The sequence below is a fragment of the Methanosarcina barkeri 3 genome (assembly GCF_000970305.1).
GTDB classification, from domain to species: Archaea; Halobacteriota; Methanosarcinia; order Methanosarcinales; family Methanosarcinaceae; genus Methanosarcina; species Methanosarcina barkeri_A.
The window spans coordinates 2411861-2425966 of sequence record NZ_CP009517.1 but is presented as its reverse complement, the minus strand read 5'-3'; the positions used below and the strand labels follow the sequence as shown (position 1 = coordinate 2425966).

Below are 14106 nucleotides of genomic sequence, written 5' to 3'. Positions count from 1 at the left end.
CTTTTTTATAACATTCCTGTCTTTTAAGCTGACTGACTATTGAGTGGTTCTTAGACTATTTTTATAATCTGGAATTTTCTAGTACGAAAATTTGGAATCTTCAAGGTGCTTTTATGCTTAAGTTCACTCAACCAGGTCAGCTTATTCCATGATTTTGTTTTTATACTTTCAATTTTATTTAAATATCATAAAGTATATATCTATAAGCGTTAAAATTAAGTCCATTTCAGGCTGTTGTCTGATATATACTTTCAAATCCTGAAAAACAACCTTTTATCAACTATGCCACCCGAAATCACACCTATTATTGAAGAACCTGCTCTTATTGTGACCAATTCCGAAACCTCACTGGTAGTTGCCGATATCCATCTCGGAATAGAGTGGGATCTGTACAGAAGCGGGATCAACTTGCCTAGCCAGACGAAAAGGCGTCTGGACAGGCTTCTGGGCTATATCCAGGAAAATTCCCCTGATAGGGTAATACTTCTTGGAGATGTAAAGCATAATGTTCCTCAGGTCTCCTGGCAGGAGAAGGATGAAATTCCTTGCTTCCTCGAAACACTTGCAGAACATACACATGTTGATATTATCCCCGGAAACCATGATGGAGGACTCGAACTTCTTTTTAACAGGCAAAAGGACATCACGGTTCATTCCTCACGTGGTGCACTTATTGACGGGGTAGGATATTTTCACGGGCATACCTGGCCTGCACCTGAAATACTGGCTGCATCTTATGTAGTCACCGCCCACAATCATCCCACTGTTCGTTTTACAGATGCTTTCGGGTACTCCATAGTTGAGCCTGCCTGGATCAGGACAAAATTCAATCTGGAGGTCCTGAAAGGTCATTTCGGAAACCTTAATTTTGATAATCCTGCACAGTGGGCAGATCCTGAACTCTTCGTAATGCCGGCTTTTAATGAGCTATGTGGAGGAATACCTTTTAACGAATCCACTCAGGAAGAATTGCTGGGCCCGGCTTTTTCCTCAGGTGGAATTAAACTTGAGGCTTCCGAAGTGTATTTGCTTGACGGAACAAGGCTCGGACTGCTCAGGAATATTCGAAAGCTGCAGTATACAAGGGTTAGAAACAAGAATATGGATAGAAGACGCAAGAGTTCAAAAGGCTCTACATAAGATGACTGACACGTGGACAGGGATTTAGCTTTAATTAAACAGAGAATCAGGCTCCAGTTCTAGAATGGGGTCTTGTTATTAAATATAATTTTTAGCTTGAATTTTATAACTAACCATATTCTTGTATAAATATAGCCGTGTCTAACTCTGACTTTAAGTTTCCAATCACCAGTGAAATGCTTTCCAATTTTTAGCCTGTTTTTCTTTTGGAGTCCATTCCGCATTATCATTCCGTTAGTATCCAAATCTTTTTAAAATTTAGTGCATATAACTAATCTAAATATTAGAATGATTTCAATAACAAATGAAAACTTGTAGAATCAAAGAGTTTCAGAAATATAATATTAAATTTCTATTGATATCACTAAAATTGTTCAGGATTGTTCTTCTATTTTTTCCAAAAATAATTAATCTACTCTGTTTCAATATAATGATAATTTAGAAAATCCCCAATTCTCTATGATAATTACTCATAGACGATTACTACAGGATTTAAAATGATCTTTTGTGGCCAGGAAGTGTGGAATGAAAGAAATAATGAGAAATTCTGGTATCAATATCGTTGGAGATGTGCCTTGGGGAACGCACTTCTGCCAGTTCTACCAGACAAAAGAAGATTTAATGGATATAATTGTCCCTTATTTTAAAGCAGGGCTGGAAAATAATGAATTTTGTTTCTGGGTTATATCACAACCTCTGGAAGTAAAAGAGGCAAAAGAAGCCTTGAGAAGGGCCGTTTCTGATATTGATGTCTATCTGGAGAAAAAGCAAATCGAAATTATCCCTTACACTTCCTGGTATGTGGGGGAAGAGGGTTTCGATTCCGAGAGAGTTTTAAATGGATGGGTTGAAAAATTAGATGAGGCTCTAGCAAGTGGCTATGAAGGGCTCAGAATGGCAGGAAACATTTTCTGGTTGAAAGAAGGGTATTGGGTTGATTTTAGTGGTTATAAAAAAAAGATGGATATTAATATCGGCGAGCGACAGATAATCTCTCTGTGTTCATATTTTCTTAGTATGTGCAGCGCAGCAGATATTATTGACTTAACGTTTAACCATAATTTTTCTTTAGTCAAAAGGGAAGGAAAATGGGAAAGGATCGAAAACTCCATACATAAAAATTTCAATAAACGTAAACGAGTTAAAGAAGCGTTGCGCCAGAGTGAGCTACACGTCAGGCAGAAGTTGGAAGACATTATTTCACCTGCTTGTGGGGCGGGTAAACTAGAAATCACTGATATCGTTGACTCCCAGGCGATCCAGTCTATGATGGATAACTTCTACAAAATTGCACACATTCCTATGAGCCTGGATGATCTGAAAGGCAATGTTCTGGTGGGCATAGGATGGCAGGATATTTGCACACAATTCCACAGAGTTCACCCTGAAGCCTGTAAGCACTGCATAGAGAGTGACATAGAGCTATCTGCAGGTATTTCTCCAGGAGAGTTCAAGCTCTATAAATGCAAAAACAATATGTGGGACATAGCAACTCCCATCGTAGTTGGCAGTCAGCACGTTGCTAATATCTTCTCAGGTCAGTTCTTTTTTGAAGACGAATCCCTGGACTATGAACTTTTCCAATCTCAGGCCAGAAAATATGGCTTTAATGAGGAGGAATATATAGCTGCACTTGAAAAAGTTCCGCGGTTAAGCAGGGAAACTGTGCATACGGGTATGGCTTTCTTTGTAACTTTTGCCAATATTCTCTCTCAGTTAGGCTACAGCAATTTTAAACTGGCTCATTCGCTGAATGAACGTGAAGCCCTTCTGAACGCATTGCGGGAGAGCGAGGAGCGATTCCGGTCGGTTCTTGAGAATTCACTTGACGTGGCTTACAGGCGAAACCTTCAGACCGACAGATATGATTACATGAGTCCGGTGGTAGAGAAGATTACTGGCTTCTCTGCCCAGGAAATGAGTTCTATGAATGCCAGTGAGACTCTTGGTCGTATTCATCCCGACGACCGCCTCACAGTTACTTCGGGACTGGCCCATGCATGCGATACTGGTTCCGGAACTCTGGAGTATCGGTTCAAACACAAGGATGGCAAATATCGCTGGTTAGCTGATAGGTTCACAGTGAATAAAGATTGGAAAGGAAAGCCCCTCTTCAGCGGAGGTATTGTCCGCGACATCACAGAGCGTAAAAACGTAGAAAAAGCTCTGGAAAAAGCACACGAGAGTCTGGAAGAAAAAGTTAAAGCGCGTACTTCTGAGCTTGAAGAAGCTTACAATTCTTTAAAAGAAAGTGAAAAGCGTCTTGCTGAAGCTCAAAAGATGGCTCATATTGGAAGCTGGGACTGGGATATTATAAGTGGTGAAACATACTGGTCTGACGAAATGTATCAGATTTTCGGACATAATCCTCATGAATCAGGCGTAACTTATGATGAAATTTTAAATTATATACATCCCGAAGATCGAGATTATGTCGGTAACGCAATCAGAAGATATTTAAAAGAAAAAATGCCTTTTGGCATTGATTATAGGATTACCCTGGCTAACGGAGAAGAACGTACAGTTCATTCACAACCCGAAGTTATTTTTAATGAGAAGAATAATCCTATTCGAATAAAGGGAGTAGTTCAGGATATTACTGAGCGTAAAAAAGTAGAAGAGAAACTTCAGATACTGGCGAATGCTATCGAATCATCGAATGATGCTATTGTAACTCTATCTCTTGACGGTATCATTACCAGCTGGAATAAGGCGGCAGAACAGGTTTATGGTTATTCCGCCGAAGAAATTCTGGGAAGAGACGTATCAGTACTCGAACCAGAAAATACTAAAGGAGAAATCAATCAATTTTCTGAAAGGATTAAACAGGGAAAAACGATCCAGCACTACGAAACTTTACGTTTAAGAAAGGACGGTACTCTTTTAAACATTTCAGCCGCCCTCTCTCCGGTGTTTGATGTCACTGGAAAACTAGTGGCCCTTTCAGCTATTGCAAGAGATGTAACTGAGCGTATCAAAGGGGAAGAAGCTCTACGTGAGAGTGAGGCGCGTTTACGCCGTTTTTACGAATCAGATATGATCGGTGTGTGTTTCTACAATCTGGACGGCTCGATAACAGACGCTAACGATAAGTTCCTGAGCATTATCGGTTACACTCGCGCGTACCTGCAGGCTGGATGGGTTAAATGGAATATGATCACTCCGACGGAATATAGGCAACTGGATGAGCATGCTATGGTGGAACTCAAATCAACAGGCGTAAATAAGCCTTACGAGAAGGAGTACATTCGCAAAGATGGCTCGCGCGTACCTGTCACTGTTGGAATAGCTACCTTCGATAAGGTGAGTTATGAAGGCATAGCCTTTATTCTTGACATTACCGAGAGGAGGAAGGCAGAAGAAGCTCTGGCAAATCTCGAAATTGCCCGTAAGAAAGAAATCCATCACAGAATCAAAAATAACCTGCAGGTGATCTCTTCTCTCCTGGATCTTCAGGCTGATAAGTTTAATGATACGAAAATTGTTGAAGCTTTCAGGGAAAGCCAGAATCGAGTGGTTTCGATGGCTTTCATCCATGAAGAATTATATAAAGGAGATGGAACCGATACTCTGAATTTTTCTGAATACCTTAAAAAATTAACTGGAAATCTTTTCCAGACTTACAGTCTTAGCAGTAAAAATCTCAACCTTTTCACGGATCTGGAAGAAAATGCGTTCTTTAATATGGACACTGCAGTCCCGTTGGGAATAATTGTTAATGAACTGGTCTCCAATTCCCTCAAACATGCATTTACTGAAGACCGAGAAGGGGAGATCCGAATTAAACTTTGCAGGAAAGAAATTAATGAAGAAACAAATAAATCTCTTTTCAGCCTGATAATTTCAGATAATGGAAAAGGAATTCCTGAAAATTTAAAATTAGAAAGTCTTGAATCACTGGGACTGCAGTTAGTAAGTATTCTTGTTGATCAGCTGGACGGGAAAATTGAGCTTAAACGAAATCAAGGGGCCGAGTTTAATATTCTTTTTTACGTAGCGGAAGGACAATAAGTCCATAAATTAATAGACATTGGATGCTTTCCAATATACAGGATACTTTCTTAATACATTATGTAAATCTTGCTACCAGTACTGTGAACGCAACTTTTCTTCAGGAAGTAGTGCCAACTTTACTAACAATTTCATTAGTCCATAGGTTTGTTTTCTCAATGTTTATATAATATGCATGGATGTATGGAAAAATTAAATGTCAGGACTCAGGCTAATAGACAGTCATTACTCCTGATACTCGAACTTGCAGCTTTCAGTTATAGAAGTTAATAAGAATTCACATATCTAAGAATTCACATATCTAAAAATTCACATATCCAAGAATTCACATATCCAAGGGTTCACATATCTAAGAATTCACATATCTAAGAATTCACATATCTAAGAATTCACATATCCAAGAGTTAACACCTATCCGTGAAACCCTCAAGATTCTTCTCTGCTGTGGGCGCACGGGTTGATTCATTGATGACTGATTCACTGATTATTGATTATGGTTAACTTACTGACTAACTTACGTGATTACTTATCGATTTACTTAAGTAACTGCTAATCGATTTAACAATCAAATTATTTGTATTCACCTGAAGAGGATGTACTGATTCAATGAGCATGGAAATCAACAATGAAAAAATGTCAGATGATCTTGTATTGTCTGACAATGAATCTGACAATAACAATATTTCAGATAGTAGAGTCTTTGATGACTCTAAAATTGCAAAACTAAACGGCATCAGAAACCAGGGACTTAATCCATACCCCTATAAGTTTGAAAAGAATGGGGATATCTGTGATATCCAGAAAATGTTTGATGACTTTGAAAAGAATGAAGGTCTAACGGTCAGAACCGCAGGAAGGCTCTACAACATTCGCAGGCTTGGGAAAATGATATTTGCCGATCTTGGAGACCAGGGTGGCAGAATTCAGGTTACTTTAAGAAAAGGAAATCTTCCTGATGAAAATTTTGAGACTTTTAAAACCCTGGTCGATTCGGGAGATATCGTAGGTGTTCAGGGTGAACTTTTCAGGACAAAAAGGGGTGAAAACTCCATCAGCGTGTCCGAATTCTTCCTGCTCTCAAAATCCCTCTGCGCCCTTCCGGAAAAATTCCACGGCTTAAAAGACATTGAAACCAGGTACAGGAAAAGATATCTTGACCTTATAGTCAATGCTGATAAGCGAGAGATTTTCGTCATGAGGAGCAAACTAATCTCCGAGATCAGGCGATACCTTTCTGATAGGGAATTTCTGGAATTTGAAACACCAATACTTCAGAATGTGTACGGAGGCGCAAATGCAAGGCCTTTCACAACTTTCCATAACTGTCTCGGGCAGAAACTCTTCCTTAGAATTGCTCCCGAACTCTACCTTAAGAGGCTTGTTGTAGGAGGTTACGAGAAAGTCTTTGAGATCTCCAAGAATTTCAGGAATGAAGATATTGACACAACCCACAACCCTGAATTCACCATGATCGAGGTCTATGAGGCTTACAGGGATTACAATGACATGATGGACTTAACCGAAGGCCTCATCTCGGAACTTGTGTTCAAGCTTACTGGCAGCTACGAAGTAAAAATGGGTGAAAACACACTCAGTCTCCGTACTCCCTGGAAAAGAATTTCCATGGAAGATGCCTTAAAAGAGTATGCCGGGCTTGATGTTTTTGCACACTCACTTGAAGAATTGAAGCAAATCGCAATTGAAAACAGGATCGAGGACTACGAAAAGACAAATACTTACGGAGAGTTCCTTGCCCTGCTCTTCGAGGGCCTGGTAGAGGACAAACTGATAAACCCGACTTTTATTTACGATTTCCCTGTGGAAAACTCCCCACTTGCGAAAAACCACAGGTCCAAAGAAGGTTTTGTCGAGAGATTCGAACTCTTCTTAAACGGCTGGGAACTGGCAAACGGCTACTCCGAACTGAACGATCCGCTTGAGCAGGAAAAGAGGTTCGAAGAACAGGATAAGAAAAGAAAGTTAGGAGATCTTGAAGCCCAAACCATTGATTATGACTTCGTAAATGCCCTAGGATACGGAATGCCCCCAACAGGAGGCATGGGGCTTGGAATCGACAGGCTTACCATGATCTTTTCGGGTCTGGAATCCATCAAGGAAGTAATTCTTTTCCCGCAGATGAAAAGAGAAGACTGAGTTCAGGCTTGAAAATATGTGTTTTAATCTAAAATTAAACAACTAAATTAAGAGAAAAAGCCAAGGATAGAAGTTTAAGGAAAAAAACCCAAAACAAGGACGTAAAACTGAAAAATTAAAGGAAAAAACTTGCTCTTTTTAAAAGCAGGTTCTTCATCGGGTTTTTTCCCTTAGATTAATTTAATTTTGACGTTTAGTAATTTTCATTATGGCAGTGTCCTGAATTTCTGTAAATTCAAAGTCAAATTTACCTATACTGAGCATAATTCGGTTCTTTTAATACTGGATTCTCAAGCCATAAACTTACTAAAATTTCAAATTTTAATATGTTTTGATTCAATAATTCATATAGTAAGTCTGTTTACATACAGTGTTCAAAAAATTGACTTGAATTCAAAATAAATTCGAGACACTGCATCTTTATGTGTAAATCTTTTTTATGAATTTAATGAGCTTGTGAGTTACCAAATTTGCCTTTAAAACATAAATATTTTTATATGTTGGGGACAAATTCCTTATATACCACCGAGATAATCAAAGGAGAAAAGTCAATATTATAAAAAATTTTTCTGCTTTATCCTGTAGTCTTTGCAAATTTTATTTATTTTTTAAATTTTATTTAATTTTATAACTATTCATATCCTATAAAATGAGTCAACTAACATCATTTTGGTCATAGAAATCTGTCTAATAAGGAATTCATAGCAAAATTAAAATGACATTGTTTGGCATCAGTTTACAAAACTGACTGAAATCTATTGTAAATGCCAAAAACTCTAAAATTACGTCTTTTGAAGTCGATTACGGTATCTGAATAATTACTTAACTTTTATATTTTGTAGACAACAATATATAAAGAAATTTGGACAAAATTGTTTTTAACAGGATGAAATATTTATGAAATCGTTTGAGTATTTACATCGTTCAAAAAATATAAACGTTTCAAGATTATATCCACATATCTGGATCTGGGTTCTTACAATTCTTGAAGTATTAATTGCATATTTTTTAATAACAGTGGTCTCTAAAAAATTTTTAGCCGAACCTCCAATCTTTATACATTTTCTGGGGTTTTTTTGGGTTTTTGCTACATCACTTCTATGCTCTTTTTTTACCGAATTCCTAAAGGAAATAGCTCAGGATGTTTATGGGACTGTATATTAATCTGGATAATTGCATTATTTGGTGTACCACTTATCTTTTTAGCATGGTTCTTATCTCCTCTTAAGGGATTGATTTTGGGACTTTATTTTATTGCACTAATAATGTTTACTCGTTGGAGTTTTAAACGTTATAATTCAAAATTGAGTTCTCTATATCATCGAATCAAATTTTCTGAATTTATAATGAGGAAAATTTATTTTTTGAAAGAAGGTAAAATCGAAAACAATTTAATCAGAAAAAAATTCATCATGAGTCTAAAACTATCTTTGTTTTATTCAACACTTGTAATATTAATTGTGGCTTTAATGGTTAATTTGTCTTTTGTAACTGACTTTCATCTATATGATTCTCTCCCGATTAGTAAGATGATTTATAACGTTATAGCAGTTCAAAAATTCGCTTTCACTATGAGTTTGGCTGGATTTCTACTCTCATTTTACATTACGTCATGTATATCGCTGACTTCTCATTTCGTGCTAAAAAAATTAAATATTTTTAGTGGGGATAACTGTAAATTACGGTATTAAACAAAGAAAGGAATTATAATCCTTCTCTGAATAAAGAAGTTAAGGGGAGCTAATTGTTGATAAAAAAGTTCAAACTTTGCAAAAAAGAATACAGCCGGAGCCAGGATGGGAAAATGAAAATAGAAATGAAGAGACGGTTGAAACTTCAAAAGAGCATTGGATTTTGAGCCCTTCCGATTTTTCTTTCTTGGACTGAAAAAGGCAGACTCAAAACTATCTTTTTTTCGTTTTTTTAGCTGGTTTTACAGCTGAGTTTGGTAAATGTACCGATTCTTTTGTAAAGTCAAGACATCAAAAACTTATCTATAGAGATTAATTTCTAAAAAATAAACTGCATGCAGATACAAAAGCTTGGCTTTAAATTTGCAGTGAATTCGCGTCACTGCCGGTTTCTTAAAAACTTCAAATGTAAAATATTTTATCAATGTAAATAGAATGTTTTAACAATGTAAATGATCATCTCTATATAAGATCTTCGTTTAGTGAAATAAGGAAAATCTTCCCTAATTTCACCGAAAACGGATTATAAGTTCTCTTTTTTGAAGTTTGTTAACCTAATCTTGATTTTTGGGTGAGCTCATTATTTAATTCACGGAAGAACAATGCTTAGTCCCAATGGATCACTGGTTACCATATCTACATCGATGTATAGTGATAAGCCTGTTGAACCTTCTGCAACCGTTTGGGTCTTGGTGATCTTGTTATCTAATGTAACTACAATTTTTTCTCCTGACTTTGGTGTAACTGGAAATTTCTTTTCTATAGATTCTCCAGGAACTGAGGTATAGGATTTGCTAAATTCAGAATTATTTTTTGAATCAAGTAGTTCTACATTAACTTTATGGTTTGCGTTACCCCAATTGTTTATGATAAATGAATTAAAAATATCTCTTTCATTAGAATTATTGGTTTCACTACTGTTTTCTTCTTTGCTAATAAGAGAGGTATGCTGTGTAGAAGGATTTAAAATAACAGCACTTACTAGCAAAAGGCATATGCCTGCAAATATAATCAAAATTTTTTTTCCTGACATTTGATTTCCTTAACTAAATTTTTTAATTATTTAGTTGTATTCAAACCTTTATATAGATTACGTACCTTGAAAATAAATTATGTAATCGCCACCTTTAGTTCTACTGAGCTTTCAAACTCTATCTTTAATTGCTCTATTTTTATACAAGTTAACTTATATCCCTTAATACTGGATAATTTATGTCCCTTAATCTGGTTATTTATATTTCTTAACACCTGGTTAACTTATTTAATACCAGTTAATTTATATTATTTTAATAAAGGTTTATTTATATTTTTAATATGAGTTAATTTATATATTTTAATGCCCATATCAATCTTTACATTTTCCTTACACGCTTCTCCATGCTTTTTCTATTTGCCTTAATCACTTTACTATGCTTGCATAGAAACATTTATACTGATGCTAACTAACACAACAACTGAATAATTCAACCGAATAATTCAACCAAAAACTGATTACAAAAACATGTCGTTTAATAACATCTTTAACACTTTTCACCCAAAGATTCAGGAAGCCCTCAAAACTCTTGGCTTTACAAAACCCACAGAACCTCAGGAAAGGTCATTTCCTCACATAATGGATGGAAAGCATACTCTTTTGATAGCTCCTACAGGTTCTGGCAAGACCGAATCAGCCGTGCTGCCTGTTTTTGACAATATTCTGAGAAAGAAACCCGAAGCCAGAAAAGGAATTTCTGCCCTTTATATAACTCCGTTGAGGGCTCTTAATAGGGATATGCTCTCTCGCATTGAGATTCTTGGGAAGCTGCTCGACATAAAAGTCCAGGTTCGACACGGTGATACTCCGCAAAGCGAAAGGCAACGCCAGTCTAGAAGTCCTCCTGATGTACTGATCACAACTCCTGAGACCTTACAGGCAATGTTTACCGGTTCCCGTCTGCGTCAGAACCTTGAAACCGTAACTCACGTGGTGATAGACGAAATCCATGAACTTGCAGGTTCAAAACGGGGAACTCAGCTAGCTGTTGGGCTTGAGAGGCTGGTGGAAATTTCAGGGGAGTTTCAGAGAATAGGACTTTCAGCGACAGTAGGGAACCCCTGGGAAATTGCAAAGTTTCTGGCAGGTAATGGAAGAGACTTTACTGTAATTGAGGTAGCTCTGTTAAAACTGCTTGAGTTCGATGTGGTTAATCCTCAGGTTTCGGAAGGGGGAAAGATACGGGAAAAAGAAGTACTGGACATTGCAAAAACAGTTGGCTGCGAACCTGAATTTGCTTCTCACCTGCTCTGCATCAGGAAAATTGTCGAAGAAAGCCAGTCCACTCTTATTTTTGTAAATACGCGGCAGAGTGCCGAAGCTCTAGCTGCCGGTTTTCGGAAACTCGGAACATCCATAGGGGTACATCATGGCTCGCTTTCTTTTGAAGCCCGTGTGGAAGCCGAGGAAGCTTTCAAATCAGGAGCCCTAAGAGGCCTTATCTGCACCTCGTCAATGGAGCTTGGAATCGACATCGGAAACGTCGACCGTGTGATCCAGTATGGGTCCCCACGTCAGGTTTCAAGGCTGCTCCAGAGAGTCGGAAGGGCCGGGCATAAGCTGCATTCGATTTCACGTGGCACTATCATTTCTATGGAGGTTGACGATACTGCAGAAAGTATGGCAATTACGAAAGCTGCGCTGGAAGGCAGGGTGGAAGAAGTCTCTCCGCATATAAAATCCCTGGATGTAGTAGCAAACCAGATCGCAGGCATGGTTATGGATTTTGGGGATGTCGAAATTAATAAAATTCTCCGAATTCTTCAACGGACGTACCCGTTCCGGAATCTTCAGCCTGAGGAGCTTCAAAGAGTTATGGACCAGATAGGGGATTACAAACTGGTCTGGCATGAAAGAGGTTCAAATATAGTCAAAAGGCGCAGGAAAAGCCGGGAATACTATTACGAGAACCTGTCCATGATCCCGGATGAAAAAAAGTACGAAATCTATGATATTGTAAGTGGAAAATCGGTCGGTGTGCTGGACGAAGCCTTTGTCGTGAATTTTGCAGAACCTGGAGCCGTTTTCATAACTAAAGGCTACATGTGGCGTGTTGTTGAGATGCCTGACCGCGAGCAGGGAAAGGACAGGATCAAAGTCGAGCCTGTGGAAGGTATGGGTGAGGTCCCTAGCTGGACCGGAGAAGAAATCCCTGTGCCTTTTGAGGTCGCCCAGAATGTGGGAAAACTCAGGTCGGAGATTGCAACTTTTATCCATACCGAACTTGATGACGAAGCTATTGCCAGACAGTTACAGGCAAAATACCCCGTAACAAGGAATGCCGTGCTCGAATTGATCCGCCTGGTACGCGAACATGTAGAAGGAGGTTTCCCTCTGCCTGATGCGGATACAATCGTGATCGAAGACGAAGGAGATGCTGTGACCCTGAACGCCTGTTTCGGCCATAACACAAACGGCACTCTTGCCAGGGTTCTGACTTCACTTCTTTCAGCCCGTTTCGGGAGCAGTGTTGCTCAGGAAGTAGATCCTTACAGGATAAAGCTGACCCTTCCGAGGCGGGTAGGCTCTTTCCAGATCCGAGATATGCTGCTTTCCCTTCGCCCCGAACACGTTGAGCCGATTATAGAAATGACCCTGAAAAATACAACTCTTATGAAATGGAAAATGGTCCATGTAGCCCGAAAATTCGGAGCCCTTTCAAGGGACATTGACTACGACCGGATCAGCATGAAAAAACTGCTGGAAATTTACCAGGGCTCTTCGATGTATGATGAGGTAATCCGCGAAATCTTCCATGACCTGCTTGACGTCCCCAGGACAAAAGAAGTCCTTAAAAGACTAGCAGCCGGCGAGATTTCTGTTGAAGTCTCCATGCCAACCCCGATAGGTTCAGCTGGCTTTGCCATGAAAAAAGATCTGGTAGCTCCGGAAAAAGCCGACCGTTCGATTGTCCTTGCCCTTAAGGAACGCATTATGAACGACAGAATTGTTCTATTCTGTACGAACTGCAAGAAATGGACTTCTCGCAGGCAGGTCAAGAGCGTGCCTGAAGAAATTGTCTGCCCTGTCTGTGAGTCCAGGATGATTGCAGCCCTCAAACCCTGGGAAGAAGAGGAAATCAATCTTGTTAAAAAACAGGCAAAAAAGGTCAGTGTCTCCTCCGAAGAAAAGAAACGGATACAGAGAGTTTACAGAAATGCAAGTATAGTCCGCTCTCAGGGAAAGAAAGCGGTTATTGCGCTTGCCAGCCGGGGAATAGGGCCTGATACGGCATCAAGGGTGATTGAAAAAATGAGGGTGGATGAAGAGGCTTTTTACAGGGATATTCTCATTGCGGAGAGGAATTACGTGAAGACGAAGAAATTTTGGGAGTAACAATAGTAGATTAAATTTAAGCTGGCGTACTCTATTGAAAGTAAAGATATGAGTACTGAAATAAATGCATGTTAAATAGCAGTAGATAATAGCATTTATATAACCACTCCTAAATATTATGTAGCAAGACATCTGATACAATCTCCTTCTAATGTATGCCATTTCTCACCCACCTCGCCTACTATTCAGATGTCTTATTCCCCAATCTTTTCTTTTTTTATTTATGATTTGAATCAGTTGGCTACTCTAAAAATAAATGATTGCAGCCTTCAAGCCCTGGGAAGAAGAGGAGATCAAGTTTGTTATAAAACAGGCAAAAAAAGTTTTTCGCTGGTGCCGTGGATTCTTTTGGCATCATGAGGAACAGGGTCTTCAGCAAGTTTTTCAATGGCTTTGATAATTCTCTGGCTGTTTTTGGAATCGAGTTTTTGATAAAATTCTTTGCAGGCGTATCCAGAAAAATTTCAAACATATTAGAGTCCCAGCTCTTTCTTGAACTCCGAAAGGGATGTCAGTTTTTTTTTCTGGTGCTCATAGCTTTTATCTACGAGCTTTCTTTCCTTATCAGTGAGGATACAGTCTATGTCTACCATGTGCTCTCTTATGTCTGTCAGTTGCTTTTTGATTGAACCAGTTCCTTTGTTACTTTCTCCTCAAAACCAGCTTCAGCCGTAATAAATGGTTGATATGAATCTTATTTATAAGTATGCTTTCCTGATTATGCCTGTTTTTTTATTTATA

6 protein-coding genes are annotated in these 14106 nt (G+C 38.6%); 5 read left to right on the top strand and 1 reads right to left on the bottom strand.

Annotation, left to right across the window (positions count from 1 at the left end):
• Positions 1 to 282 precede the first annotated feature (282 nt).
• The 3 genes from MSBR3_RS09675 (at position 283) to lysS (ending at position 7305) form a co-directional block, all read left to right on the top strand.
• Positions 283 to 1140, top strand: coding sequence for a metallophosphoesterase (locus MSBR3_RS09675; protein WP_048110297.1), 858 nt, complete (start codon positions 283 to 285; stop codon positions 1138 to 1140).
• Positions 1141 to 1665: 525 nt separating this feature from the next.
• The gene (locus MSBR3_RS09670) at positions 1666 to 5151 is read left to right on the top strand and encodes a PAS domain S-box protein (protein ID WP_048107808.1); all 3486 of its coding nucleotides are present in this window, start codon (positions 1666 to 1668) and stop codon (positions 5149 to 5151) included.
• Positions 5152 to 5757: 606 nt separating this feature from the next.
• Complete coding sequence (lysS, locus tag MSBR3_RS09665; RefSeq protein ID WP_048107806.1) at positions 5758 to 7305, top strand: lysine--tRNA ligase; 1548 nt, start codon at positions 5758 to 5760, stop codon at positions 7303 to 7305.
• A 2280-nt stretch (positions 7306 to 9585) separates the two neighbouring features.
• On the opposite strand, the gene MSBR3_RS09650 is transcribed toward lysS, so the two are convergent.
• The gene (locus MSBR3_RS09650) at positions 9586 to 10029 is read right to left on the bottom strand and encodes a hypothetical protein (RefSeq protein ID WP_048107801.1); all 444 of its coding nucleotides are present in this window, start codon (positions 10027 to 10029) and stop codon (positions 9586 to 9588) included.
• Positions 10030 to 10497: 468 nt separating this feature from the next.
• On the opposite strand from MSBR3_RS09650, the gene MSBR3_RS09645 reads away from it, so the two are divergent.
• Positions 10498 to 13365 carry a DEAD/DEAH box helicase gene (locus MSBR3_RS09645; RefSeq protein ID WP_048107800.1) on the top strand — a complete coding sequence of 956 codons (2868 nt, stop codon included), beginning with the start codon at positions 10498 to 10500 and terminating at the stop codon, positions 13363 to 13365.
• A 356-nt stretch (positions 13366 to 13721) separates the two neighbouring features.
• Positions 13722 to 13994, top strand: coding sequence for a hypothetical protein (locus MSBR3_RS20235; RefSeq protein WP_155396781.1), 273 nt, complete (start codon positions 13722 to 13724; stop codon positions 13992 to 13994).
• The last annotated feature ends 112 nt before the right edge of the window (positions 13995 to 14106 follow it).